Raw genomic sequence first — 24,540 nt, 5'->3', positions numbered from 1 at the left:
GGGGCAACCATTTTCCCGGGACGAAATTTTTCTTAAATACCAGCCACATAAGGCAGATAGAATGGCGGAGAGGGGGGGATTCGAACCCCCGATGGACTTGCGCCCATGCCGCATTTCGAGTGCGGTGCATTCGACCACTCTGCCACCTCTCCGCAGAGGGACGTCGCCGGGGCGACGCGCGATCGTGGTTCGGGGCTTCTAGCGGACCGGAGCCGTTCGGGCAAGCGCTCTTGATGGGCTATCCCCGAACTGCGCATCTTCCTCTTTGGCGTTGCAGCCCGTGGCCGCGGTGCGGGTCCGGCGGCCGCGCGGCCGGGCCTGCCGAAGCCACGGCCGGTGCTGTCCGCGTGGCGGGACGATCCGTCGAAAGGGCCGCGTCTAACCCGTTGCGCGCCGGTCGGTGGGGCGGCCGCAGGTGGCAAGGCCGGGTTCGGATGCACGGCCCCAAGAACAGCTGTGTCCGCGCACGGGCCCCGTTGTGGCGCCGCGCCCTTGCGGTGGGGCTGTCTTCGTGGAGCGACGGGGTTCCGGCTGAAGTTCGCGCATGCCGCATTGCGGCACCTCCCTAGAGTGTGGGATGAAGGGGGCGCATCAAAATGCGATCGGAGCTCGGGGGGCGAACTTCGATCGCACCCTGCCGTGCACAGGGTTGTCGCTGGTCTTTTGGAGGTCCCCCGCCGATGAAGCGGACTGTTTTCATCGTTTCCGCCCTTCTGATCGTGGTCGCCATCGGTGGCGCTGGCGCCTATTACCTCGCATCCCGCGCCCGCACCCTGCCAGCGGGCTTTGCCTCGGGCAATGGCCGGATCGAGGCCACCGAAGTGGACGTGGCGACCAAGGCCGCCGGTCGGATCATCGATGTTCTGGTGGAGGAGGGCGACTTCGTCCGCGAAGGCCAGGTGGTGGCCCACATGGATGTGGCCGACACCGCCGCCGCGTTGCGCACCGCCCAGGCGCGCGAGACGCAGGCCATCAAGTCGCGCGACGAGGCGGCCCATATCGTCGAGCAGCGCAAGAGCGAGCTCGATCTCGCCACCAAGGAGCTGGAGCGGCAGACCACCCTGGTGGCCAGCGGCTTCACCACCGTTCAGAAGGTGGATCAATACCGCACGACGAAGCTCACCGCCGAGGCGGCGTTGGCGGCGGCGGAAAGCAGCCTCGCGGCCAGTGATTCGGCCATCCGCGCGGCTCAGGCGGAGGTGGAGCGGCTGACGCGGCTGGTGGAGGACGGCACGCTGGTGGCGCCCAAGACGGGCCGCGTCATCTATCGTCTGGCCGAGCCGGGCGAGGTGCTGGCCGCGGGCGGCAAGGTGCTGACGTTGCTCGACCTCTCGAACGTCTACATGACCATCTTCCTGCCCGCGTCCGCGGCCGGCCACCTGGCGCTCGGGTCGCAGGCGCGGCTGCTGCTGGAGCCGCTGCCCGATCGGGCGGTGCCGGCCAACGTCTCATTCGTGTCCGCCCGCGCCCAGTTCACGCCGAAGCAGGTGGAGACCCAGAGCGAGCGCGACCGCATGATGTTCCGCGCCAAGCTGCGGGTGCCGCAGGTGCTGGTGGAGAAGTATCTCGACCAGGTGAAGACCGGCGTGACTGGTGTCGGCTATGTGCGGATCGACGCCAACGCTCCGTGGCCGGCGTGGCTGGACTCCGATCTGGTGCAGCAGGCCGAAGGCGCGGGAGCGGTGCCGGATGAGGGCGGCAAGGCCATCGTCGTGCCGCCGGCGAACGGCGCTGCGGACGGGAAGGCCGACGGGAAGGCCGACAAGTGAGCCCGGCATCCGGGCTGCGCCCCGCCGCCGTTCGGCTGGCCGGGGTGCACCATCGCTACGGCAAGACCCTGGCCGTGGACGGCATTGATCTGGAGATCGCCGAAGGCGCCGCCGTGGCTCTCGTGGGGCCCGACGGGGTGGGCAAATCCACCTTGCTTGGCCTGATCTCGGGCGCCAAGCGCATCCAGCAGGGGCAGGTTGAGGTGCTGGGGGCGGACCTCGCTCAGCGCCGGGCCCGTGATCTTGTGCAGCCGCGGGTGGCCTTCATGCCCCAGGGCCTGGGGCGCAACCTCTATCCCAACCTGACGGTGGCGGAGAACATCGCTTTCTTCGCCCGCCTGTTTGGTGAGAATGCCGACGCCAAGGGCGCGCGGGTGGCGCCGCTGCTGGAGGCGACAGGCCTCACCCCATTCGCCGGCCGGCTCATGCGCAAGCTGTCGGGTGGCATGAAGCAGAAGCTCGGCCTGTGCTGCGCGCTGGTGCACGATCCGGATCTGCTGATCCTCGACGAGCCCACCACCGGCGTCGATCCGCTCTCGCGGCGCCAGTTCTGGGATTTCGTCGACAGCATTCGGGCCGACCGGCCCCAGCTGACACTTCTGGTGGCCACCTCCGACATGGAAGAGGCGGCGCGCTTCGAGCGCGTGGTGATGGTGGATGCCGGCCGCCTGCTGGCGGACGATACGCCGGCGGAACTGCTGACCGCCACCGGCCAGCCCAGCCTGGAACGGGCCTTCATCTCGCTGCTGCCAGAGGACCGGCGGGGCGATGGCGAGGGCTCCGGCCCGGTGGCGCCGCTGGCGGACGATGCGCCCATCGCCATCGAATCCCGGGGCCTCACCCGGCGGTTCGGGGATTTCGTGGCGGTGGACCATGTGAGCTTCAAGATCCGCCGGGGCGAGATCTTCGGCTTTCTCGGCTCCAACGGCTGCGGCAAGTCCACCACCATGAAGATGCTCACCGGCCTCTTGCCGGCCAGCGAGGGCGAAGCGCTGCTGTTCGGGGTGCCGGTCGACCCGTCCGACATCGAGAGCCGCCGGCGCGTGGGCTACATGTCCCAGGCCTTTTCTCTCTATGGCGAGCTGACCGTCCGGCAGAATCTGGAGCTGCACGCTCGCCTGTTTTCACTGCTCGAGCCGGCGGCCGGCGCCCGCATCGCCAAGCTGGTGGCCGATTTCGACCTGGCCGATCATCTCGATGATCTGTCGGAGGGCTTGCCGCTGGGGGTGCGCCAGCGCCTGTCCCTGGCGGTGGCGATCCTGCATGATCCCGAGCTGCTGATCCTCGACGAGCCCACATCGGGCGTCGACCCGGTGGCGCGCGACAATTTTTGGGACCACCTGCAGCGTCTGTCGCGGCAGGAAGGGGTGACGATCTTCGTCTCCACCCATTTCATGGGCGAGGCGGAGCGGTGTGACCGCATCTCCTTCATGCATGCGGGCCGGGTGATCGCCACCGGGGCCCCCGACGCGCTGAAGGCGGCCAAGCAGTCGGCGTCCCTTGAGGAAGCCTTCATCGCTTACATGGAGATGGGAGGCCGCGAGGCGGCGAATGACGCCCGCCTGCCGCCGCCGCAGGCAGGGCATGCCCGCCCGAGTGGCTTCTCCTGGGCGCGGCTCGGCGCCTATGCATGGCGCGAGGCCCTGGAGCTGCGGCGTGATCCGGTGCGGCTCGCCTTCGCGCTGGTGGGCACCGCCATCTTGATGATCATCTTCGGCTACGGCATCACGCTCGACGTGGACAAGCTGCGCTTTGCTGTGCTCGATCGCGACCAGACCGCGGAAAGCCGCGCCTATATCGACGGCTTCGCCCACTCCACCTATTTCGTGGTCGAGGCCCCCATCACCAGTCCTGAGGATCTGGACCGGCGACTGAAAGCCAACGACATCGCCTTCGCCATCGAGCTGCCGCCCAAGTTCGGCGCCGATCTGCGCTCCGGCCGGCCCACCGAGGTGCTGGTGACCATCGACGGTGCCATGCCGTTCCGCGCCGAGACCATCAAGGGCTATGTGCAGCAGGTGCATCTCCTGTTTTTGCAGCAGATGGCCGAGGCGGCTGGCGGCAGCCTGTCGAGCGCCGCCAGCCTGGAGATGCGCTACCGCTACAATCAGTCGTTCCGCTCCATTGATGCCATGGTGCCGGCGGTCATCGCGCTCATGCTGATCTTCATTCCCGCCATCCTGACAGCGCTCGGGGTGGTGACGGAGAAGGAGCTGGGCTCCATCACCAACCTTTATGTGACACCGGTGACCAAGCTTGAATTCCTGCTCGGCAAGCAGGCGCCTTATGTGGCGGTGGCGGTGTTCAATTTCTTCGTCATGGTGGCGCTGGCGCTGCTGCTGTTCGGGGTGCCCCTCAAGGGCTCGTTCCTCGGCCTGCTGCTCGGCGCGGTGGTCTATGTGCTGGCCACCACCGCCATCGGGCTCGTCTCCTCCACCCTCACCAACACCCAGGTGGCGGCCCTGTTCGGCACGGCGATCGGTACGATGATGCCGGCCACCCAATTCTCCGGCCTGCTGCAGCCGGTGGCGACCCTGGAAGGCGGGGCCTGGGTGGTGGGCACCTTCTTCCCCACCACTTATTTCATGCGCATCAGCGTCGGGGCCTTCACCAAGGGCCTCGATTTCAGCGAGCTGCTGCCGTTCATCCTGGCCACCGCTGCCTTCTGGCCGGCGCTGCTGCTGTTGGCCCATCTCATCTTGCGCAAGCAGGAGCGCTGACATGGCCCCGACGGACGTGAAGCAAGAAGGCCCCGGCGCGCGTGGGATGGCGGCGCCATCGCGGCCGCGGCGCTCCCTGGGGCAGCGCCTCGCCGCACGCATCACTAATGTGGTGAACCTGTTCAAGAAGGAGCTCATCAGCCTGTGGCGGGACCGGGCGCTGCTGGTGCTGGTGCTCTATGCCTTCACCGCGGCCATCTACATCCAGGCCAACGGCATGAAGCACGATCTCAACCGGGCCACGGTGGGGGTGGTGGACGAGGACAACTCGCCTTTGTCCCACGCCATTCTCGACGGCTTCCTGCCACCGCGCTTCCAGCCGCCGGTGGCGTTGAAGCCCGATGAGGTGGACAAGGAGATGGACGCGGCGCGCTACACCTTCGTGCTGAACGTGCCGCCCAATTTCCAGCAGGACGTGCTGGCCGGCCGCGCGCCTTCGGTGCAATTGCTGATCGACGCCACCGCCCTCATGCAGGCCGGCCTCGGGGCCACCGACATCTCGGCCATCTTCCAGCAGCAGGTGAACGAATACGTCTCGCGCACCGCGCGGGAGACGGCCACGCCGGTGGAGCTCAAGATCCGCATCGCCTTCAACCAGGGGCTGGAATCCTCCTGGTTCACCGGCACCATGGGGCTGATCACCAACATCACCATGCTGTCGGTGCTGCTGGCCGGGGCGGCGCTCATCCGTGAGCGCGAGCATGGCACGCTGGAGCATCTGCTGGTGCTGCCGGTGCGCCCTTCCGAGATCATGCTGGCCAAGATCCTCGCCAACGGCCTCGTGATCCTGGTGGGCACCGCCTTCAGCATCATCGTCGTGCTGAAGCTGGTGATGGGCATGGAGATCGCCGGCTCGGTGCCGCTGTTCCTGGTGGGAACCGCGCTCTATTTGTTCTTCACGGCCGCGCTCGGGATCTTCCTCGGCACGCTGTCGGGGTCCATGCCGCAGTTCGGACTGCTGTTCTTTCTCACCGTGCTGCCCATGAACATGCTGTCCGGTGGCTTCACCCCGCTGGAGAGCATGCCGCAATGGCTGCAGGCCACCATGCAGGTGTCGCCCTCCACCCAGTTCGTGGCGTTCGCCCAGGCGATCCTCTATCGCGGTGCCGGCATGGAGACGGTCTGGCCGCGGTTCCTCGCCACGTTCGTGGTGGGCATGCTGTTCTTCTCGGTGGCGCTGGCCCGCTTCCGCAAGTTCCTCGCCGCGCAGCAGTGAAGGCGGCGGGCGCACCTTTGGCGTGGTCGTGTGGGCATGCTGGAAGTGCGAGGGGGCGGCGCTGCCGGTCAGATGTAGTCGACGAAGGAGGCCAGCTGTTCCTGCGACATGTCGCGCATCTGGGCGAGGGTGGTGGTGTCGAGCACCGTGCCGATGGCATCGCGCACCCGCACCATCAGCAATCGCACCTCGCAGGTGGAAATGTCGCAGTCCTCGCAGGGCTCGTAGGCATTGCGGCTGGCGCAGGGAAAGGGGGCGAGCGGGCCGTCGAGGGCGCGGATCATGTCGCCGACGAGGATGTCCTCCGCCGGCTTGGCCAGACGGTAGCCGCCGAGCTTGCCCTTCTTGCTGGCGAGAAAGCCGGCATTGCGCAGCTCGCCGAGGATCACGTCGAGGAACTTCTTCGGGATGTTGTTGGCCTCGGCGATGTCGGCCACCTGCGTGGAGCCGCCCGTCGGCAGCCGCGCCAGATGCACAGCGGCCTTCAGCCCGTATTTTCCTTTTTTCGTCAGCATGCGGCGCCCTCCGCTTGGCTTATGGGGCTGCGCGTGGGCGGCGTCAACGGGCCGCGTGGATCACGCGGCCCCATCGGCGCCGTCCGTGTTGGCCTTGAGGTCGTGCCGGGCCATCAGGGGCGCCTGGGCCAAGGCGAAGGCAAAGGTCATGGGCAGATAGCCGAAGGTCTTGAAGGCGACCCAAGTGTCGGTTGAGAAGGAGCGCCACACCACCTCGTTCAGCACCGCCATCACCAGGAAGAACAACCCCCAGCGAAGGGTCAGCGCCCGCCAGCCCGCATCCGTGAGCTGAACCATGCCGTCGAAGACGTAGGGCAGCAGGGGCTTCTTGAACACCAGCCCTCCGAACAGCAGCACCGCGAACACCCCATTCACCAGGGTCGGCTTCATCTTGATGAAATGGTCGTCCTGCAGCCACAGAGTCAGGCCGCCGAACACCATCACCACCAACGCCGAGACCAGCGGCATCACCGCGATGCGGCGCGCCAGCACCCACATCAGCCCGAGGGAGGCCAGGGTCGCCACCATGAACACCCCGGTGGCGGCGTAGATGCCGCCATAGGCATTGGCGGCGAAGAAGAGAACCAGGGGCCCGATCTCCAGGCCGATTTTCAGCAGCGGGCTCATAGGGGCGCGGGTGGACGCCGAGGGGGACGAAGGGGCGGGCGGCCTGACGGCTTCGGTCATGGGGCAAAGGTCTCCTGCTGCCCATGTGGCGCGGATGGCCGGCACAATCAAGGCAAAGGCGCGGGGTTCGGCCGTTCGGGCGGTCACAGGCAGGCGATGAGCTCGGGGCCCTCGCGGGGGACCCGCGCCTCCAGCCGGTCGGCCAGCCGGCGCAGGCCGGGGCCCGGGTTGCCGGCACTGCGGCGCTGTGGGTTGGGCAGCATCACCGCCAGCCGGGCGGCCTGGTCGGCGCTGATGCGCGCGGCGGCAATGCCGAACTGCTGCTGCGCCGCCGCCTCGGCTCCGAAGGTGCCGTCCGGGCCCCATTCAGCGATGTTGAGGTAGATTTCGAGGATCCGCCGCTTGCTCATCACCGCGTCGAGCCACACCGCCAGGGGCAGCTCGATGATCTTGCGTGGCACTTCCGGCCGTTGCCACAGGAACAGGTTCTTCACCACCTGCATGGTGATGGTGGAGGTGCCGCGCAGGTCCTCGAGATCGTCGGCCTTCTCCACCACCTTGCGCATTTCCTCCACGTCGACGCCGTGGTGGACGCAGAAGCGGGCATCCTCCGAGGCGACCACCGTGCGCACGAGGGCCGGGGAGAAGTCGGCCAGCGGGGTCCAGATCCGCTCCACCCGCTCGCCGGTCAGCATGCGGGCCAGCATCAGGGTCGAGGCGGGATGGCCCACATTGTAGAGCACCGCCAGCACCAGGGGCACCGCGATGGCCACACAGGCGAGCTGGATGAGAAAGCGGATCATCGGTCACCCTTGGGTCCGGGAGCGCGAGGACGACAGCGGCCCTGACGCGCCGCGCCTTGACCTGGCCTCCTGGTTGGGGCACCGGAAGCCTTGCGTCAACGGGGCGCCGGCGCTCGGCGTTCCATCCACCGTCCCATTCCGTGTGAAGGCCGCCCGTGACCCAGCCGCTCGCGATCCGCCTCGATGCCGCCGCCGCCGCCACCGAGGCGCGCCTCGCCCTTGCCCTTGCCGCAACGCCGGCGGAAGGGGAGATCGCGCGTCCCGACCGTTTGCTGGCTGCCATGCGCCATGGAGCGCTCGCGGGCGGCAAGCGGCTGCGCCCCTTCCTCGTGATCGAGAGCGCGGCGCTGTTCGGCCTGCCCACCGAAGCGGCGGTGACCACTGCGGCGGCGGTGGAGTGCCTGCATTGCTATTCTTTGGTCCATGATGATCTGCCAGCCATGGACGACGACGACCTGCGGCGTGGCCGGCCGACCGTGCACAAGGCCTTCGATGTCGCCACCGCCATTCTCGCGGGGGATGGCCTGCTGACGCTGGCGTTCGACCTGCTGGCCGGGGCTGATGCCCATCCCGATCCAGCGGTGCGGGTCGCCTTGGTGCGCGCTCTGGCCCGGGCGGGCGGGCTGGGCGGCATGGTGGGCGGGCAGGTCCTCGATCTCACCGCCGAGGGACGGTTCGATGACGGTACCCCCCTGGCTCTTTCGGAGGCGGAGATCCTGCGGCTGCAGAGCATGAAGACCGGGGCGCTGCTGCTGTTCTCGGCTGAGGCGGGCGGTCTGCTGGCGGGGGCTTCCCCAGAGGAGCGGGCGGCGCTGACGGCCTATGGGCGCGCGCTCGGGGCTGCCTTCCAGATCGCCGATGACATTCTCGACGTGGAGGGCGATGCCGCAGCCATGGGCAAGAAGGTGCACAAGGACATTGCCGCCGGCAAGGGCACCTTGGTGTCGCGCCTCGGCCTGCCGGCGGCGCGGGACCGCCTCAACGGGCTGGTGGCCACCGCCGAGGCGGCGCTGGCGCCGTTCGGCGCCCGCGGGGCGACCCTGGCGGCGGCGGCGCATTTCGTTGCGGAACGGCAGAGCTGAGGGGATCATCCTGCGGCCGTTCCTCCGCTGCGGGCGGCCATGCTAGAGTGCCGGCCAGCCGGCGGCGCCCTGCGTTGCCGGGCCGGTCTTGAAACGCTTGCACCGCTCTTGCCGCGAGGCGGATCCGGCTCCAGGGGCCCCATCGTGACTGTGAACCCGCTCCGCGCCGTCTCCCGATCTCCGGATCGCCGCCATATTCTGGATCGTCGCCGTTTTCTGGCCGGCGGCCTGGCGCTGGCGACGGCGCCGCTGGCGGGGGCCGCCGCGCTCGGGCAGAGCAGCCAGCCCGACGTGATTATCATCGGCGCCGGCGCGGCGGGCATCGCCGCGGCGCGCAAGCTGGCGGCGGCCGGCATCACCTATGCGCTGATCGAGGCGGGGCGCCGGGTCGGCGGGCGCGCCTTCACCGATAACGCCATCTTCGGCCTGCCGTTCGACCTGGGGGCCAATCGCATTCATTTCCCCGCCGCCACCGAGATCTCCACCCTGGGGCGGGTCGCCGGCTTCGACGTGGCGCGCGCGCCGGAGGCCGGCCGGCTCTACCTGGGCGGCAAGGAAGCGACGGATTCCGAATATGAGGGGTTCGTGGGCGCCGTACGCCGGGCCGAGCGGGCCATCGTCGCCGCCGGCGATGCCGGTCGTGATCTGCCCGCGGCCCGGGTGCTGCCGGATCTGGGCCCGTGGTCCGCATCCGCCGATTTCGTCACCGGGCCCTACCTGCGCGGCCGCGATCTCGCCGATGTCTCCACCGTCGACGTATCCCACGCCGAGGAGCGGGAACTGGCGGATGTCTGCCGGCAGGGGCTGGGGGCGCTGATCGCGAGCCTGGCAACGCCGCTGACGGTGCAGCTCGACACCGCCGCCCGCAGCGTCGATCTCAACGCCCGACGCGGGGTGAGCGTGCAGACCAATCGCGGCACCCTGCAGGCGCGGATGGTGATCGTGGCCGTGCCGCCCACCCTGCTGGCGAATGGCCGGCTGCGCATTCTGCCCAATCTGCCGGCCCGCTATCGCACCGCCGTGGAGCGGATTCCGCTGGGCGCCTATGACCATATCGGCTTCGAGTGGCCGGGCAATCCCGGCGGCCTGCGGCCTGACGAGCTGGTGTATTTCCGCACCGAGGCGGGGCGTGGCTACATGCTGCAGGCGCGGCTCGCCGGCACCCGGCTCCACAGCCTCGACGTGGGCGGTGACCTGGCGGCCACTCTGGCGGATGCGACCCCTGGTGGGGTGCGCGCCTTCCTGGAGGAGGCGATCACCCGCGAGTTCGGGGCCGAGGCGGCCAAGCGCATCGGCCGGGTGCATCACACCCGCTGGACCAAGGAGCCGCTGGCCCTCGGCGCCATGTCCTGCGCCATGCCGGGGGCCGGCAACCTGCGGCGGGTGTTTCTCGATGTGGTCGCCAGCCGCCTGCTGTTTGCTGGTGAGCATGCCCACGAGCGCCTGTGGGGCACGGTGGCCGGGGCGTGGCAGTCGGGCGAGCGTGCCGCCGGCCAGGCCATCACTTTGCTCACCGGCGGCAAGGCCGGCTAGGGGCGGTCAGTCTTCGGCATAGCGCTCCTCGGCCCACGGATCGCCGCGCATGTGATAGCCGCGCCGCTCCCAGAAGCCGGGCTTGTCGGCGGGGATCACCTCGATCTTGCGCAGCCACTTGGCGCTCTTCCAGAAATAGAGGTGGGGCACGATCAGCCGCACCGGCCCGCCATGGGCGCGGGAGAGCGGCGCGCCTTGCCAGGAATGGGCCACCAGTGCCTGCGGATCGGCGAAATCCTCCAGCGGCAGGTTGGTGGTGTAGCCGTCATGGCTGCGCAGCATCACCGCCCGGGCCTCGGCGGTGGGGCCCACCAGATCCAGAAGGTCGCGGGTGGTGACCCCCTCCCAGGCATTGTCGTAGCGCGACCAGGTGGTCACGCAATGGATGTCGCTGACGAGGCGGGTCTGCGGCAGGCCGGTGAAGCCGGACCAGTCCCAGGACTGCGGGCGCTCCACCGCGCCGGTGATGTCCAGCCGGAACGCCTCCAGCGGAATTTCGGGCTGGATGCCGAGATCGAGCACCGGCCAATCGGTCACCAGATGCTGGCCGGGGGGCAGGCGCTGCGCCGCGGGCCGGCCCGGCTGGCCGGTCAGGAAGCGCCGCTCCTGCGCCCAGCGGGTCTTGCTGGTGGTGAGCTTGGTGGGGGCGGACGGGTCGGCGCCGTCGGGGGTGAGGTCGCGCATGGGGCAGTTCCTGGCGAGGGGGCCGGTGCATTATGCCACGACCCGCCCTTTGCCTCACCTGTGGTGACGGCACCGTGTTCCCCGGCGCATCTCCCATGCGGCTGCCGGCCTTGCCCTGGGCCGTCCCATGTGGGACAGGCAGGCCGAACCCGGACGGAAAACCAAGGGAGCTGGCCGCATGAGCGTGGGGGAACATCCGGTGAACCCGGGCACCAGATCGGCGCCGTTCGCCGATCTGGTGCCCGAGCTGCGCGCCCGGGTCCCGAACCTGCGCGGCCGGCTCATCGCCAACGCGCCGCTGGCGGAGCTCACCTGGTTCCGGGTGGGCGGGCCGGCCCAGCTGCTGTTCCTGCCGGCCGATGCGGACGATCTGGCCGGCCTGCTGGCGGTGCTGCCGGCGGAGGTGCCGGTGACGGTCATCGGCCTCGGCTCCAACCTCATCGTGCGCGATGGCGGCGTGCCCGGCGTGGTGGTGCGGCTGGCCAAGGGCTTCACCGACATCGCGGTGGACGGCACGCGCATCAGCGCGGGGGCCGGCGTGCCCGACGTGAAGGTGGCGCGGGCGGCGGCAGAGGCGGGGCTCGAGGGCTTTGCCTTCCTGCGCGGCATTCCCGGCGCCATCGGCGGCGCCCTGCGCATGAACGGCGGCGCCTACGGGGGCGAGGTGAAGGACGTGTTCGTGGGCGCCGAGGCGGTGACGCGGACCGGCGCCCGGGTGACGCTCTCCGCCACCGACATGGACTTTACCTATCGGCATTGCGGGGCGCCGGATGATCTCATCTTCACCCGCGCCACCTTCGAGGGCCGGCCGGGGGATGCGGGCGAGATCGCCGCGCAGATGGCCAAGATCACCGAAAGCCGGGAAGCCACCCAGCCCATCAAGAGCCGCACCGGCGGTTCCACCTTCAAGAACCCGCCCGGCACCAGCGCCTGGAAGCTGGTGGACGCTGCCGGCTGTCGCGGCCTCACCCTTGGCCGCGCCCAGGTGTCGGAGCTGCACACCAATTTCCTGGTCAATCTGGGCGGAGCCACAGCGGCCGAGATCGAGGCCCTGGGCGAAGAGGTGCGGCGCCGGGTGCGGGAGCATTCGGGGGTGGATCTCCAATGGGAGATCAAGCGAATCGGCCTTCCTCTGGCCATGCCGGCCGCCGATTAGCAAAAGCGCAAGGCGCGCGCCCCATGGTGGGTGTCCACAACTTTGACAGATCCAGGACCAAGACAATGACCAAACACGTGGCGGTGCTCATGGGCGGCTGGTCGTCCGAGCGGGAGGTCTCGCTGCGCTCCGGCGCCGCCTGCGCCGCGGCGCTGGAGGGGGCCGGCTATCGGGTCACCCGTGTCGATGTCCAGCGGGATGTGGCGGAGGTGCTGGCGCGCCTGGCGCCTGACGTGGCGCTGAACGTGCTGCATGGCCATCCGGGCGAGGATGGCACTATCCAGGGCATCCTGGAGATCCTGCGCATTCCCTACAGCCATTCGGGCGTGCTCGCCTCGGCGCTGGCCATGGACAAGGGGCAGGCCCGCATCATGCTGGCGGCCGCCGGTGTGCCGGTGGCGGCGGGGCGCACCGTGAGTCGCGCTGAGGCGGCGCAGGGCCATGTGATGAAGCCACCCTATGTTCTGAAGCACGTGGTGGGTGGCTCCAGCATCGGCGTGTTCATCGTGCGCGAGGGCCAGGCCCACCCGCCCCAGGAACTCCACAGGGAAGATTGGGCCTTCGGCGAGACCCTTCTGGCCGAGGAATTCATCCCCGGCATGGAGCTCACCTGCGGGGTGATGGGCGACCAACCCCTGGCTGTAATCGAGGTGGAGGCCACCCAGCCGTTTTACGACTACGAGAGCAAATACGCGCCCGGCGGCTCCAGACACATCCTTCCGGCGCGGATTTTACCTGAAGTTTACGAGCAGGTGCAGATGTTAAGCCTAACGGCGCACCGAGCTCTCGGCTGCCGGGGGGTGTCCCGAGCGGACTTCCGATACGACGTGTCCAAGGGGAATGCCTCTGGCCTCGTCTGCCTGGAAGTGAACACCCAGCCCGGCATGACCGAAACGTCTCTGGTGCCCGACATGGCAGCCCACGCGGGCATCTCATTCGGTGAGCTAGTGACATGGATGGTGGAGGACGCGTCGCTGGAACGGTAAGGGCCTCGCGGCAGACGCCGCGCGGGGCGCCCGTTCCGCCCGGCCGGCACAAAAGGCTGCCGGCCGATCCGCGTCCGGCCAGCCGGTTCGCCCTTCTGCTGCGGCGCCTGCACGTGCGGCTGGCGGGGTCCCGGCTCGGTCGGCGCGGCGCCAGCCTGCTGACGGTGGCGGTGATCGGCGGCTTCTCGGCCTATGGTATCGTGCGCGGCGAGCACGTGGAGGAGGCCAAGGGCATCGGCATGGACATTGCCGATGCGGCGGCCAACCTCGCGGGATTCAAGATCCGCGAGGTCAATCTCTCCGGCTACAACCACATGACGCCGGCGGAGATCCTGCAGGGGGCCGGGATCAAGGCCTCCACCTCCATCCTGTTCGTCAATGCCGACGACATGCGCGCCAGGCTGGAGGCCATGCCCTGGATCCAGGCGGCGAGCGTGCGCAAGCAATTCCCCGACCGCATCGACATTTCCATCAACGAGCGCCAGGCCTTCGCGCTGTGGCAGGCCAATGGCGAGATCAAGGTGATCGCCCGCGACGGCATTCCCATCGCCCCTTATTCGGACGACCCGCGCTATGTGGACCTGCCCATCGTGGTGGGCGAGGGGGCCGAGAAGCGGGTGGGCGAGATCGTCGATTCGCTGGCGCGGCTGCCGGCGGTGAAGGAGCAGGTGCGGGCCGCCATTCTGGTGGCGGACCGCCGCTGGACCCTGAAGATGCGCAACGGCATCGACGTGCGGCTGCCGGAGAAGGGCATGGAGGGCGCGCTTCTGGAGCTCGCTGCCCTCGACCGCGACAAGAAGATTCTCACCCGCGACATCACCATCGTTGACCTGCGGCTGCCCGACCGGGTGGTGGTGCGCCTCTCCGACGCCGCCGCCGCGGCCCGCGACGAGGCGTTGAAGGCCAAGTCCAAAGCCAAGAAAGGAGGCCCCGCATGAGGTCCCGGCTCGCCCAGGGTTTTGCTCCCAAGATGCGCCCCTTGCCCGGCAAGAAGAGCGGCATCGTCGGCGTGCTGGACATCGGGACCAGCAAGGTGGTGTGCGCCATCGCCAAGCTGAAGCCGCGCGGTGGCTCCGACGTGCTGCGCCGACGCACCCATTCCATCGACGTCCTGGGCATCGGCCATACCCGTGCCTATGGCATCAAGGGGGGCACGGTGGTGGACATGGCGAAGGCGGAGCTCGCCATTCGCCAGGCCGTGGACATGGCGGAGCGTGCCTCCGGCGTGCAGATCGCCTCCGTGGTGGTCGGCGTCTCCGGCGGGCGGCTCGCCTCCCAGCATTATGAAGCGGCGGTGCGGCTCACCGCGCCGTCGGTGGAGGAGTTCGACATCCGCCGGGTGCTCGAGGCCGCCTCCACCTATGCGGTGGGCGATGGCCGGGCCGTGATGCACGCGCTGCCGGTGGGCTATTCCCTCGACGGGCGCGCGGGCATCGGCGAGCCGTGCGGCATGCTGGGCCAGGAACTCGGCGCCGACATGCACGTCATCACCGCCGATCTCACCGCCCTCAAGAACCTGGTGCTGTGCGTGGAGCGCTGCCACCTCTCCATCGAGGCCATGGTGGCGGCGCCCTATGCGGCGGCCCTCTCCTCCCTCACCGATGACGAGATGGAGCTGGGCGTCACCCTCATCGACATGGGCGCCGGCACCACCACCTTCTCCATCGTCACCGGCGGCCACTGCGTCTATGTGGACGGGGTGGCGCTGGGTGGCCAGCACATCACCAACGACGTGGCCCGCGGCCTGCCCGCCCGCCTCGCCGATGCCGAGCGCATGAAGGCGCTCCACGGCGCGGTGGTGGCGGTCTCGGCCGACGAGCACGACATGCTCACCGTGCCGCCCCTCTCGGGTGATTCGCGCGACCAGCCGCAGATGATCCCCAAGTCTCGCCTCGTCACCATCGTCCGTCCGCGGGCGGAGGAGATCGTGGAGCTGATTCGAGAGCGCCTGAAGGCCTCCGGCCATGCCGGGGACGCCGGCCGGCGGGTGGTTCTCACCGGCGGCGCCGCTCAGTTGCAGGGGCTGGCGGACCTGGTGGCGCGGGCGATCGGGCCGCAGGTGCGCATCGGTCGTCCGTTAGGAGTTTCTCGTTTGCCGGAAGCGGCGCGCGGCGCGGCGTTCGCGGTCACCGCGGGCCTGCTCGTCTACCCGCAAGTTGCTGGCCTGGAACACTTTGAGCCGCGCCGGCGGCAGGCGGTTGGGGCTGAGCCCCAGGGATATTTCGGCCGCGTGGGACGCTGGCTGAAGGACAGCTTTTAGACATGGTTAACCAAATCAGCCGTAACAAAGTGGTCGACCGGATTCATTCAGAGGCGGACTGAGCCGAGCGGGTTCGACGGAGCGAAAATATGACGATCAACCTTCAGATGCCCGACATTCGTGAGCTCCGTCCGCGGATCACGGTGTTCGGTGTGGGCGGGGCCGGGGGCAACGCCGTCAACAACATGATTTCCTCTGGCCTCAGCGGCGTCGAGTTCGTGGTCGCGAACACCGATGCCCAGGCCCTCACCCTCACCAAGGCCGAGCGCGTGGTGCAGATGGGTGTGGCCGTGACGGAAGGCCTCGGCGCCGGCTCGCAGCCGGAAGTCGGCCGCGCCGCCGCCGAAGAGGTCATCGACGAGATCCGCGACCACCTGTCCGGCTCGCACATGGTGTTCATCACCGCCGGCATGGGTGGTGGCACCGGCACCGGCGCCGCCGCCGTGGTGGCCCGCGCCGCCCGTGAGCTCGGCATCCTCACCGTGGGTGTGGTCACCAAGCCCTTCCACTTCGAAGGCCTGCGCCGCATGCGGGTGGCCGAGCACGGCATCACCGAGCTGCAGAAGAGCGTCGACACCCTCATCGTCATCCCGAACCAGAACCTGTTCCGGGTGGCCAATGAGAAGACCACCTTCGCCGATGCCTTCGCCATGGCCGACCAGGTGCTCTATTCGGGCGTGGCCTGCATCACCGACCTGATGGTGAAGGAAGGCCTCATCAACCTCGACTTCGCCGACGTGCGCGCCGTGATGCGCGACATGGGCAAGGCGATGATGGGCACCGGCGAAGCCTCCGGCGACAAGCGCGCCCTGCAGGCTGCCGAAGCCGCCATCGCCAATCCGCTGCTCGACGAGACCTCCATGCAGGGGGCCCGCGGCCTGCTGATCTCCATCACCGGCGGCAAGGACATGACCTTGTTCGAGGTGGACGAGGCGGCGACCCGCATCCGCGAGGAAGTCGACCCCGACGCCAACATCATCCTGGGCGCCACCTTCGACGAGATGCTGGACGGCATCATCCGCGTGTCCGTCGTGGCCACCGGCATCGATCCGCTCTCCATCCCGGATCAGATCCAGCCGCCGGCCGAGGTGCAGGGCCGCAAGATGTCCAACGCCGGCCGCGCCGCCGTGGAAGCTGGCCGCGAGGCGCAGATCCGCGACGCGGTGGCCGCCATCTCCACCGAAGATCTCATCGGCATGGAAGATTTCGGCACCCCCGCCAGCATGGGCCAGCCCATGATGCACGAGGAGGAGCCGGTGGCCATCGACAACGTGACCATCCGCGCCGCCGCGCCGAAGCCGTCCTTCTTCTCCGAGCCGGAGCCGGCCCCGGCCCCCGCCCCGGTGCACGAGGAAGATGAGTTCGCCCCCTATATCCCGCCGCAGAGCCAGCGCCCCCGCGCGCCGCGCATGCCGCGGGTGGATGAGCTGCCGCTGCCGGCGCAGAACCAGATCCGCGCTCAGCGCGGTGAGCCGCCGGTGGAGCAGGCCCAGCCCGACAAGAAGCGCATGACCCTGCTGCAGCGTCTCGCTCACGTGGGACGCCGCGAGGAGGAGCCGGCCGAGGCGCCGCGCCGTGAGCAGCCGAGCATGCGGGCCCCCGAGCGCCGTCCGCTCGAGCCCCGCGCTCAGGACCCTCGGGCTCAGGATCCCCGCGCCATGCAGGGCCATCCCGGCGAGGCCGTGTCGGAGTTCGCCAAGCGGCCGCAGACCCGTCCGGTGATGGAAGTGCCCTCTCGTCCCGCACCGCAGCGTGGCGAGGAGGACGACCAGCTCGAAATCCCCGCCTTCCTGCGTCGTCAGGCCAACTGATTCGGTCCTGATCCCGCCGAAACGGCTGTAACAACAGGCTTAAGGCCAACCCGAAAGGTTGGCCTTAAGCATTTGTTAAACAACGAAAAAATGGGATGCGAAGTTGGTAACAGGCGGTAAGCAAGCGTGATTTGGCGCAGTGCCGCGAGAGGACTAGGGTGCGCCCATCTTCACCGGCCACATGCCCCGCGTTGACAGTTTCTTTGGACAACCGGGGCGAAAGTGGGAAGGCAAGGTGGAGCTTTGTGGGAGAGCCTGGGGCCATCTGATGGCCGGTGCTCCCCGAGCATGGGACGACACCGATTATGCAGACCACTCTGGCTCGCGAGATTGCCCTGAAGGGGGCCGGCGTTCACGCCGGGGTCGAGGCGACCCTTACTCTGAAGCCGGCCACTGCCGATACGGGTATCGTCTTCATTCGCTCCTTCGCCGATAGCGCGCCGCGCAAGGCGGTCGTGTCTCACAAGTCGGTTCAGGCCACTGATTTCGCCACCGTCCTGGGGGATCGCTCCGGCGCTCTCGTCTCCACTGTGGAGCATCTGCTGGCGGCGTTCAGCGGGCTCGGTGTCGACAATGCCGTGGTGGAGATCGACGGCCCGGAAGTGCCGATCCTGGACGGCAGCGCCGCCGCCTTCGTGGAGGCCATCGACGCCGCTGGCGTTGCCACGGTGCGTGGGCGTCGGAAATATCTGAAGGTTCTCAAGCCGGTGCGGGTGGAGAACGGGGCGGCCTTCGGCGAGCTCCTGCCCTATGACGCCGGCTTCCGACTGGAAGTCGAGATCGAGTTTGCCCACGACGCCATCGGTCGTCAGCGCTTCGCAGCCACCATGGCGCCCTCGGTGTTCCGCCGGGAGCTGTCGAGCGCGCGCACCTTCGGCTTTCTGAAGGACGTGGAGCGCCTGCGCGCCGCCGGCTACGCCCGCGGTGCGGCCCTGGAAAACACCGTCTGCCTCGATGACAGCGGCATCCTCAATTCTGATGGCCTGCGCTTCGCCGACGAGTTCGTGCGCCACAAGGCCCTTGATGCGGTGGGTGATCTGGCCCTGGCCGGCCTGCCGCTGCTGGCGCGCTACCGTTCGTTTCGCGGTGGCCACAAGCTGAATTTCTCCATGGTGGAAGCCCTGCTCGCCGATCGCTCCGCTTATGCGGTGGTGGAGGCGGCCCAGCCGGTGCGCGATCGCGTCGCCGCCGAGCTGGTGGGAGCCGCGCCGGTGCCGGTGTTCGCGCCCGAGCGGTGAGGCGCCCCGTCGCGTTGCCCGCGCCCGAGCGGTGAGGCGCCCCGTCGCGTTGCCCGCGCCCTGTTCCTGTTTGATGCCGCCCCGCGCCAGCCGGCCCGGGGCGGTTTCGTTTTGAGGCCGGATCGTCCTCACCATGCTGTGCCCCGTTCCGGAGCCGGGTGCCGCCATCCAGCCGCCCGTGCGGGCGATGCCTGCAGCCTGCACGGCAGGGTTGTGGGGGCGGCATTGACAGTGCTGGCGACAGGCGGCACTAGAGCCGCGTCCGTCGCGAGGCGATCCCGCGCGAAGTCCGGCGGACGACGCATGGGGCAGGGGGCGCATCGTTTTCAGAACCGCACCGCGCCTCGGGCGCATGCCAAGGCTGTCGCGGGGCGACCGGCGTTGGCGGCCTTGCGCCCTGGGTGGGCTGTTGTGCCTGTGCGAAGGGAAAGGTGAACCTTTCGTGCTCAAGTGGACCGAGCCGCGACCACGCGATCGCATCGGGATGCCGGCTGTTGAGAGGATTGGGCGATGGGCGCTCTGAAGAAGTTCGTTTCCGAAACCTCCTCGGCCCTGCGCAAGGTGCTGCCGCGCGCCCTGGGGGGCGGACCCACCAAGGCCGAACTGGCCGCCCGAGAGGGCACGCAGGTGGCGGTTCAAGTGCCCCGCTGGTATCGGCCGCATCTGTCGGTGGAAACCAAGCGCCACTTCGCCACGGGCAAGGCGGTCTTCCTCTACATGCCGTGGATCACCGAGCATACCGATGCCCTGATCGCCCGGCTGGGCACCAGCAACGATTACGAGCTCGTGCCGTTCGACATGTTCAGCGGCATTGAGGATAACACCACGCGCCGCGCCATCTTTCGCTTCGCGCAGGAAAATACGGACAGCTACCGGCGCCTGGTAGTGCGACGCCTGGTACAGATGCGTCGCCATATTCGCGGCATCATCTTCACCTTCGACTGGACGCCGGTGACCCATGTCATCGCCAGTGTCTGCGAAGAGCTGGAAATTCCGAAGATCCTCATTCCCCATGAATCGGTGTTCGTGGATCGCAGTAAATATTACTGGGACCCCACGGCAAAAGCCTCCATTCCCATGGCCGATGTGATCCTCGGCTGGGGCGCCCTGCAGCGCGAAATCTTTCTGGAACGCGGCTATCCGGCGGATCGCTTCAAGGTCGTCGGCGCGCCCAAGTTCGATGTCTATGCCGATTATCAGCCTGCGCTGACGCGGGCGCAGTTCTGCCGGCTTTATGGACTGGACCCCGACCGCAAGCTGGTGCTGTTCGCCACCCAGCCGCTGGATTCGCAGCTCGACACCCGCATGGCCCGCAAGTCGCAGCGCCAGGCGGTGGAGGATCTGTTCACTTATCTGGAAGCGCGCGGGGCGCAGCTTCTGGTGCGACTGCCTCCCTCGAAGGACGATGTTCTCGGCCCGGAGACGCGCAACCTTCTCACCAAATCCGGCCTTGGGGCGGTGGATGACGCCCATTGCTATCTGGTGACCCCCGAGGAAGCCTTGTTTCACGCCGATGTGGTCAGCTCGGTCAACAGCACCATGCTGTTCGAGGCGGCGCTGCTCGGGCGGCCGGCGCTGTCCATGAAATATGTGGAGTTCGACCAGCTCTGGGAGAAGGTGGGCATTCCCGCGGCGCGCAACGTGGCGGAGATGGAGCCGGTGCTGGAACGCATGCTGGCGGGCGGCTGGACCTATCCCGAAAGCGGCATGGCATGGGCGGCGGAGATGTTCGGCGCCGGCGCCTTCGACGGTCTGGCTTCGGCCCGCATCGGCCGCTATCTGGCGCAGCTGGCCGCCGACGAGCACATGCTGGTGCCGCGTGCTTCCGCCGTGGAGCGCCTGTTCGCCGGTGAGCGGCTCGACGTGATCGGCGTGCCGCCGCTGCCGGAGCTGGCGGAGGCGCGCCAGCCCCATCTTCTGCCCCTTCTTAATGCCCGTACCCGTGTCGAAAGCGTGGGCGGCGTCGCCCATCTCAAGCCCATCGCCTCCGTGGACCTGTTCCTGCGCTGGGGCGTTGCCGATAGCCCGGAGGTGGCGGCGCAGGCGGAGGCTGCCCGCGCCCTCGGCCGGTCGACGGCGAGCCTCGCCGCCGGCCTGATCGGCGCGCCGGAGGGGGAGGAGGCTCCCGGCTTGTCCATCGTGCTCGATGATCGCACCGCTTATTATGACGCCCGGCAGCCCACGCGCCTGGAGCGCTGGCTGGCGGCTGGGCCGGACCTCACCGCCGAGGCGCGGGCGCGGGCGCGGGCGGCCATCGACCAGATGGTGCGTCTGCGGGTGGCGCAGGACAATGTGGCGCCCGATCGCCCGCCCTCCGTGGGCACTGCGGGCCGGCGCAAGGTGCTGGTGGTGGATCAGCCCCTGTCCGACCCATTGGTGGCCGCCGGCGGCGTCGATGCGACCGCTTTCCCGCGCATGCTGCAGGAGGTGGTGGCCACCTGTGGCGATTGCGACATTCTGCTGAAGCGTCCGTCGAGCCCGGCCGCGGGGGCGCCTGTCAGTCATCTCGATGCCGGTCAACTGGCGGCCCTGGGGTTGGCCGACAAGGTTCTCGTGATCGAGGACGATATTCACGCCTACGCTCTGCTCGATCAGGTGGACGAGGTGTTCGTGGTCACCGCGCAACTGGGATTCGAGGCGTTGCTCGCCGGCAAGCGGGTGCATTGCTTCGGGCTGCCCTTCTACGCCGGCTGGGGCCTGACCGAAGACTGCATCACGCTGGAACGGCGCGGCCGGGCGCGGGATCTGGAGGCGGTCTTCCACGCGGCCTATATCGCGCATTCCCGTTATTTCCACCCCGAGCGACAGGCGGTGGCGGAAGTGGAAGACCTCATCGACTATATCGCGGCGCGCCGAGGCTGACGGCGCCCAGATCATCGGCGCCGCGAGGGCTTTGGCGAGGCCATTCCCGACATTGCATTCTGCGGCGCCCCGTGCCAAGAGCACATGAGATCTTTGCCGCAGGGCTTTCAAGTGCGGGATCCGACATGAAAAAGGCGTCTCTCTTTGTTGCCGTCACCACCGCTGCGCTGTGCGCTCTGCCGCAGCTGGGCCTTGCCGCGCCGGCCAAGTTCACATGCGGCTGGCTGCCCGAGGGGCACATGCCCACCGGCGAGATGAAGGCTCTATTGGCCGCCGGCGACCCGCTCGACAAGCCGGAAGTGCTCAATGCCGCCGTGCAGAAGCTGCAGGCGGGCGGCATGAGCCGCGCCCTCATCATCGACAATCTGGTGAGCACCTATTGCCCCGAGGTGGCCGCGAACGCCACCCTCTCCGACGCCCAGAAGCTGCAGCGCATGCGCACCTTCGCCGGCCGCGTGGTGCGCACGGTGTACAGCCTGGAGACCGAGGATGCGGTGATCCTCGACATTCCGCTGGCACCCACGGTGGTGGATGGCGTCAACAAGAAGGCCCAGGCCGCCGGCGTCACGCCCCAGGAATGGGCCGCCGGCGCGGTCAGTGCCGCAGTCACCGCGCCCTGATCTCCGCCGGGCTGCGTGAGCGCGCTTTCATGTGGGCGCGCCCCTGAAGGGTCTGCTTCGGCTGCCGTGGATGAGCATCTCCGGCACGGCGGGAGTGGGAAGAGGTGACGGCACCGTGAGCCATCTGGCCCACGGTGCCGTTGTCGTTTCGGGCCACGTTCAGACCTGTCGGCGTGCACTCGGCGCCCGGTCTGGGCGCCGGCTTGCCGCGCGCCCCGTGCTTCGGGTGCGTTCCTGTGCGGCAGGGAAGGACGGCAGGGGTCAGGCGGCGGGCGCGGTGATGCCCTTTTCGCTCAGCAGCGCCGCCAGCTCGCCCGCCTGGAACATCTCGCGGACGATGTCGCAGCCGCCGACGAACTCGCCCTTGATGTAGAGCTGTGGAATGGTGGGCCAATTGGAGAAGGCCTTGATGCCTTCCCGCACCTCGAAATCCTGCAGCACGTCGACGGAGCGGAACGGCACCGCCAGCTGGCCCAGCACCTGCACCACGGCGGCGGAGAAGCCGCACTGGGGGGCCTGGGGCACGCCCTTCATGAACAGCACGACATCGGCGCTGTCGATGATCTCCTGGATGCGATCGGATGTGGCAGACATGGGATAAATCCTGCAATCAGAGTGAGGCAATGCAGTGAGGAATGCGGGCTGCGCGCGCCGGGGGATCCGTCGGGTCGCCCCGCCTTGCGCGCAGCTGGGGGACTCATTTGGGAACGATGGTCTCCAGGGCGAGGGCATGCAGCGCCCCGCCCATCTGGCCCTGGAGCGCGGCATAGACCAGCTGGTGCTGCTGCACGCGGCTCTTGCCCTTGAAGGCCTCTGAGGTGATGCGCGCGGCATAATGATCGCCGTCGCCGGCGAGGTCGACGATGACGACGTGGGCGTCGGGCAGGGCGGTCTTCACCAACCGCTCGATTTCGGCTCCGTCCATGGCCATGGGCTGTGCTCCTTTGCTCGGCTGTTGCATGCAAACTCGGCACCAGCCGCGGGCGAAGCGGGCAAGCATTGGCCAGCACAGGAAAAATGCACGGCCAGTGGTGCTCTGCCGCATCCGCTGTCGCCTTCGCGAGATCCCCACTGTCGCCTTCGCGCGATCCCTGCTGTCGCCTTCGCGACATGGCGACGTCGCGGCGCGTCCGGGGCCGTTCCAGCCGGGCGGCAGGCGAGCGGTCGTGTCGGGTGGGAAGAACGGCCCGTGTCTTGCTTGCCGGTCTCGAGCTTTGCGATGAGAGACGGATGATGAGCGAAACACGACATGAGGACCGCCGCCGGTCTCCGGCGTTCGCGACAATCCTCGGGACCAATGAGATCGCCTCGGCGGTGGCGGTTAAGCTGTATCGGTCTGGATACGGCGTTGTTCTCTCTCACGACCCCATGCCGCCGGTGATCCGCCGCAAGATGGCGTTTCACGACGCGCTGTTCGACGACGGCGTGGATGTGGACGGCATCGCCGCCACCCGGGTGGATACGGGCATGGAGATCCGCCGCGGCCTGTCGCAGCGCGATGGCCGGGTGATGGTGACCCATCTCGGCCTGCTGGATCTCCTGGTCATCGGCTCCATCGACCTTCTGGTGGATGCGCGGATGAACAAATACCAGGTCACCCCCGACCTGCGCCGGCTGGCGCGGCTCACCATCGGGCTCGGGCCGGGCTTCACCGGTGGCGCCAATTGCGATGTCGCCATTGAGACGCGGCCGGGCAAGGAAGGCCAGATCATCCAGCACGGCTCCACCGACGCCCCCGACGGGGTGGCCCGCCCGCTCGGCGGTAGCCGCTCCGAGCGCTTCGTTCATGCCGAGGTGGCCGGGCGCTGGCACAGCGCCATCGAGATCGGAACCCGGGTCTACAAGGACTTCCTGGTGGGTCATCTGGGGGGCATTCCGGTGCGCGCCCCGTTCGATGGCATGGTGCGCGGCGTGGTGCGAGACGGCACCGAGGTGCCCGCCGGCGTGAAACTGCTGGAGCTGGATCCGCGCGGGCGCAACGCCAATTGGACGGGGCTCGATGCCCGCGCCCTTATCATTTCCAAGGCGGTGAGCCGGGCGCTCTCCTTTCGCAAGGCCAAGGCGACGGAGAAGGAGCTGCGCTCGATCTTCTGAGGCGGGTTCCCACATCCCACGCCGCGGCCACTTTTCAGAACAGGCCGTTGTTCATGATCGAATTGTTCCCCAATACGGATGTCATCAATTTCGGGGACCTGCCGCCCGGTATCAACGCCCTGCTGCAGCAGGGCGTCATCGCCTATCGGCGCGATCGGGCCCAGGCGGATCAATTGTTCCGCCAGGCGCTGGCCGCCGCGCCCCATGAACTGCCCACCTATTTCTGCCTCTACAAGATCCACACCTACCAGGGGAATCTGGAGGAAGCGGAGCGGGCGGCCGACGGGGGGCTGAAGGAGGCGGCAACCCAGGCCGGCTGGGACACCGACTGGCGCAAATGGCTGCCGGAACCGCTCCTGCCCGAGGGCGCCGGCCGGTTCGCCCTTTACACCCTCAAGGCCCTGGCCTTCATTCATCTGCGCCAGAGCCGTCCCGAGGCGGCGGCCGAGAAGCTCGCCGCGCTCAAGGTGTTGGACCCGACCGGCGCAGTCGGCTGGCCGGTGGTGGCGGCGCTTGCGGAAGGGCTGGAGGCTTAGGCGCCGGCGCAGCGCCGGGCTGGCGTCC

Annotated in this window: 21 protein-coding genes and 1 tRNA gene; 15 read left to right on the top strand and 7 right to left on the bottom strand. The window is 68.5% G+C overall.

What is annotated here, in order from left to right; genetic code table 11:
- Window positions 1-62: 62 nt before the first annotated feature.
- Window positions 63-152, bottom strand: a tRNA-Ser gene (locus MEU52_RS16890).
- Between the two features lie 528 nt (window positions 153-680).
- Between MEU52_RS16890 and MEU52_RS16885 the strand changes: the two genes are divergently transcribed.
- From MEU52_RS16885 to MEU52_RS16875, 3 genes are read left to right on the top strand one after another with little or no spacing between them, the layout of a single operon-like run.
- The gene (locus tag MEU52_RS16885; RefSeq protein WP_238123370.1) at window positions 681-1,769 is read left to right on the top strand and encodes an HlyD family secretion protein; all 1,089 of its coding nucleotides are present in this window, start codon (window positions 681-683) and stop codon (window positions 1,767-1,769) included.
- A complete protein-coding gene (rbbA, locus tag MEU52_RS16880) occupies window positions 1,766-4,489 on the top strand; it encodes a ribosome-associated ATPase/putative transporter RbbA (RefSeq protein ID WP_238123371.1) in 2,724 nt (907 codons plus the stop codon). The genes MEU52_RS16885 and rbbA overlap by 4 nt, the downstream gene beginning before the upstream one ends.
- 1 nt (window position 4,490) lies before the next feature.
- Window positions 4,491-5,705, top strand: coding sequence for an ABC transporter permease (locus MEU52_RS16875; protein WP_238123372.1), 1,215 nt, complete (start codon window positions 4,491-4,493; stop codon window positions 5,703-5,705).
- A 68-nt stretch (window positions 5,706-5,773) separates the two neighbouring features.
- On the opposite strand, the gene MEU52_RS16870 is transcribed toward MEU52_RS16875, so the two are convergent.
- The 3 genes from MEU52_RS16870 to MEU52_RS16860 all read right to left on the bottom strand — a co-directional run bounded on the left by MEU52_RS16870 (window position 5,774) and on the right by MEU52_RS16860 (window position 7,650).
- A complete protein-coding gene (locus MEU52_RS16870; RefSeq protein ID WP_238123373.1) occupies window positions 5,774-6,220 on the bottom strand; it encodes an RrF2 family transcriptional regulator in 447 nt (148 codons plus the stop codon).
- 60 nt (window positions 6,221-6,280) lie between these two features.
- Complete coding sequence (locus MEU52_RS16865) at window positions 6,281-6,907, bottom strand: septation protein A (RefSeq protein ID WP_238123374.1); 627 nt, start codon at window positions 6,905-6,907, stop codon at window positions 6,281-6,283.
- Between the two features lie 83 nt (window positions 6,908-6,990).
- A complete protein-coding gene (locus MEU52_RS16860; RefSeq protein ID WP_238123375.1) occupies window positions 6,991-7,650 on the bottom strand; it encodes a transglycosylase domain-containing protein in 660 nt (219 codons plus the stop codon).
- A 155-nt stretch (window positions 7,651-7,805) separates the two neighbouring features.
- Here MEU52_RS16860 and MEU52_RS16855 point away from each other — a divergent pair, with 155 nt between their 5' ends.
- Together MEU52_RS16855 and MEU52_RS16850 are read left to right on the top strand one after the other, a co-directional pair.
- Window positions 7,806-8,732 carry a polyprenyl synthetase family protein gene (locus MEU52_RS16855; RefSeq protein ID WP_238123376.1) on the top strand — a complete coding sequence of 309 codons (927 nt, stop codon included), beginning with the start codon at window positions 7,806-7,808 and terminating at the stop codon, window positions 8,730-8,732.
- Window positions 8,733-8,876: 144 nt separating this feature from the next.
- The gene (locus tag MEU52_RS16850) at window positions 8,877-10,265 is read left to right on the top strand and encodes a flavin monoamine oxidase family protein (protein WP_238123377.1); all 1,389 of its coding nucleotides are present in this window, start codon (window positions 8,877-8,879) and stop codon (window positions 10,263-10,265) included.
- Window positions 10,266-10,271: 6 nt separating this feature from the next.
- On the opposite strand, the gene MEU52_RS16845 is transcribed toward MEU52_RS16850, so the two are convergent.
- Window positions 10,272-10,949: a sulfite oxidase-like oxidoreductase gene (locus MEU52_RS16845; RefSeq protein WP_238123378.1), complete on the bottom strand. Its 678-nt coding sequence runs from the start codon at window positions 10,947-10,949 to the stop codon at window positions 10,272-10,274.
- 178 nt (window positions 10,950-11,127) lie between these two features.
- Between MEU52_RS16845 and murB the strand changes: the two genes are divergently transcribed.
- The 8 genes from murB (at window position 11,128) to MEU52_RS16805 (ending at window position 21,882) form a co-directional block, all read left to right on the top strand.
- Window positions 11,128-12,105 (top strand): UDP-N-acetylmuramate dehydrogenase, encoded by a 978-nt coding sequence (gene murB, locus MEU52_RS16840; RefSeq protein WP_238123379.1) that lies wholly within the window; start codon window positions 11,128-11,130, stop codon window positions 12,103-12,105.
- A gap of 65 nt (window positions 12,106-12,170) precedes the next feature.
- Window positions 12,171-13,091, top strand: a complete 921-nt coding sequence (locus MEU52_RS16835; RefSeq protein WP_238123380.1) for a D-alanine--D-alanine ligase — start codon at window positions 12,171-12,173, stop codon at window positions 13,089-13,091.
- A complete protein-coding gene (locus MEU52_RS16830) occupies window positions 13,058-14,029 on the top strand; it encodes a cell division protein FtsQ/DivIB (protein ID WP_238123381.1) in 972 nt (323 codons plus the stop codon). The genes MEU52_RS16835 and MEU52_RS16830 overlap by 34 nt, the downstream gene beginning before the upstream one ends.
- On the top strand, window positions 14,026-15,351 hold the full coding sequence (gene ftsA / locus MEU52_RS16825; protein WP_238123382.1) for a cell division protein FtsA: 1,326 nt from the start codon (window positions 14,026-14,028) through the stop codon (window positions 15,349-15,351). The genes MEU52_RS16830 and ftsA overlap by 4 nt, the downstream gene beginning before the upstream one ends.
- Window positions 15,352-15,440: 89 nt before the next feature.
- Window positions 15,441-17,162: a cell division protein FtsZ gene (gene ftsZ / locus MEU52_RS16820; RefSeq protein WP_238123383.1), complete on the top strand. Its 1,722-nt coding sequence runs from the start codon at window positions 15,441-15,443 to the stop codon at window positions 17,160-17,162.
- A gap of 305 nt (window positions 17,163-17,467) precedes the next feature.
- Window positions 17,468-18,400 carry a UDP-3-O-acyl-N-acetylglucosamine deacetylase gene (gene lpxC, locus MEU52_RS16815; protein WP_238123384.1) on the top strand — a complete coding sequence of 311 codons (933 nt, stop codon included), beginning with the start codon at window positions 17,468-17,470 and terminating at the stop codon, window positions 18,398-18,400.
- Between the two features lie 510 nt (window positions 18,401-18,910).
- The gene (locus MEU52_RS16810) at window positions 18,911-21,262 is read left to right on the top strand and encodes a capsular polysaccharide export protein, LipB/KpsS family (protein ID WP_238123385.1); all 2,352 of its coding nucleotides are present in this window, start codon (window positions 18,911-18,913) and stop codon (window positions 21,260-21,262) included.
- 125 nt (window positions 21,263-21,387) lie between these two features.
- Window positions 21,388-21,882 carry a hypothetical protein gene (locus tag MEU52_RS16805; RefSeq protein WP_238123386.1) on the top strand — a complete coding sequence of 165 codons (495 nt, stop codon included), beginning with the start codon at window positions 21,388-21,390 and terminating at the stop codon, window positions 21,880-21,882.
- Between the two features lie 261 nt (window positions 21,883-22,143).
- On the opposite strand, the gene grxD is transcribed toward MEU52_RS16805, so the two are convergent.
- Both grxD and MEU52_RS16795 read right to left on the bottom strand, forming a co-directional pair.
- On the bottom strand, window positions 22,144-22,476 hold the full coding sequence (gene grxD / locus MEU52_RS16800) for a Grx4 family monothiol glutaredoxin (RefSeq protein WP_238123387.1): 333 nt from the start codon (window positions 22,474-22,476) through the stop codon (window positions 22,144-22,146).
- Between the two features lie 103 nt (window positions 22,477-22,579).
- Entirely contained in the window at window positions 22,580-22,813 is a 234-nt protein-coding gene (locus tag MEU52_RS16795) for a BolA/IbaG family iron-sulfur metabolism protein (RefSeq protein ID WP_238123388.1), read from the bottom strand.
- 461 nt (window positions 22,814-23,274) lie between these two features.
- Here MEU52_RS16795 and MEU52_RS16790 point away from each other — a divergent pair, with 461 nt between their 5' ends.
- Together MEU52_RS16790 and MEU52_RS16785 are read left to right on the top strand one after the other, a co-directional pair.
- The gene (locus MEU52_RS16790; protein ID WP_337927150.1) at window positions 23,275-23,976 is read left to right on the top strand and encodes a xanthine dehydrogenase; all 702 of its coding nucleotides are present in this window, start codon (window positions 23,275-23,277) and stop codon (window positions 23,974-23,976) included.
- A gap of 53 nt (window positions 23,977-24,029) precedes the next feature.
- Window positions 24,030-24,512: a putative porin gene (locus tag MEU52_RS16785; protein WP_238123389.1), complete on the top strand. Its 483-nt coding sequence runs from the start codon at window positions 24,030-24,032 to the stop codon at window positions 24,510-24,512.
- Window positions 24,513-24,540: the final 28 nt, after the last annotated feature.

It is taken from the genome of Xanthobacter sp. NM-25 (assembly GCF_022138605.1).
Taxonomy (GTDB): domain Bacteria; phylum Pseudomonadota; class Alphaproteobacteria; order Rhizobiales; family Xanthobacteraceae; genus Xanthobacter.
Note: the sequence above shows the minus strand (reverse complement) of the source record. Positions and strands in the feature narration are given on the sequence as shown.

Coding starts and splice junctions, on each gene's coding strand:
- ftsZ (WP_238123383.1), top strand. CDS start 15,441: ATGACGATCAACCTTCAGATGCCCGACATTCGTGAGCTCCGTCCGCGG.
- lpxC (WP_238123384.1), top strand. CDS start 17,468: ATGCAGACCACTCTGGCTCGCGAGATTGCCCTGAAGGGGGCCGGCGTT.
- MEU52_RS16835 (WP_238123380.1), top strand. CDS start 12,171: ATGACCAAACACGTGGCGGTGCTCATGGGCGGCTGGTCGTCCGAGCGG.
- MEU52_RS16865 (WP_238123374.1), bottom strand. CDS start 6,907: ATGACCGAAGCCGTCAGGCCGCCCGCCCCTTCGTCCCCCTCGGCGTCC.
- grxD (WP_238123387.1), bottom strand. CDS start 22,476: ATGTCTGCCACATCCGATCGCATCCAGGAGATCATCGACAGCGCCGAT.
- MEU52_RS16805 (WP_238123386.1), top strand. CDS start 21,388: ATGAAAAAGGCGTCTCTCTTTGTTGCCGTCACCACCGCTGCGCTGTGC.
- MEU52_RS16795 (WP_238123388.1), bottom strand. CDS start 22,813: ATGGCCATGGACGGAGCCGAAATCGAGCGGTTGGTGAAGACCGCCCTG.
- MEU52_RS16845 (WP_238123378.1), bottom strand. CDS start 10,949: ATGCGCGACCTCACCCCCGACGGCGCCGACCCGTCCGCCCCCACCAAG.
- MEU52_RS16785 (WP_238123389.1), top strand. CDS start 24,030: ATGATCGAATTGTTCCCCAATACGGATGTCATCAATTTCGGGGACCTG.
- MEU52_RS16810 (WP_238123385.1), top strand. CDS start 18,911: ATGGGCGCTCTGAAGAAGTTCGTTTCCGAAACCTCCTCGGCCCTGCGC.
- MEU52_RS16860 (WP_238123375.1), bottom strand. CDS start 7,650: ATGATCCGCTTTCTCATCCAGCTCGCCTGTGTGGCCATCGCGGTGCCC.
- MEU52_RS16870 (WP_238123373.1), bottom strand. CDS start 6,220: ATGCTGACGAAAAAAGGAAAATACGGGCTGAAGGCCGCTGTGCATCTG.
- murB (WP_238123379.1), top strand. CDS start 11,128: ATGAGCGTGGGGGAACATCCGGTGAACCCGGGCACCAGATCGGCGCCG.
- MEU52_RS16830 (WP_238123381.1), top strand. CDS start 13,058: ATGGATGGTGGAGGACGCGTCGCTGGAACGGTAAGGGCCTCGCGGCAG.
- MEU52_RS16875 (WP_238123372.1), top strand. CDS start 4,491: ATGGCCCCGACGGACGTGAAGCAAGAAGGCCCCGGCGCGCGTGGGATG.
- MEU52_RS16885 (WP_238123370.1), top strand. CDS start 681: ATGAAGCGGACTGTTTTCATCGTTTCCGCCCTTCTGATCGTGGTCGCC.
- MEU52_RS16790 (WP_337927150.1), top strand. CDS start 23,275: ATGGCGTTTCACGACGCGCTGTTCGACGACGGCGTGGATGTGGACGGC.
- ftsA (WP_238123382.1), top strand. CDS start 14,026: ATGAGGTCCCGGCTCGCCCAGGGTTTTGCTCCCAAGATGCGCCCCTTG.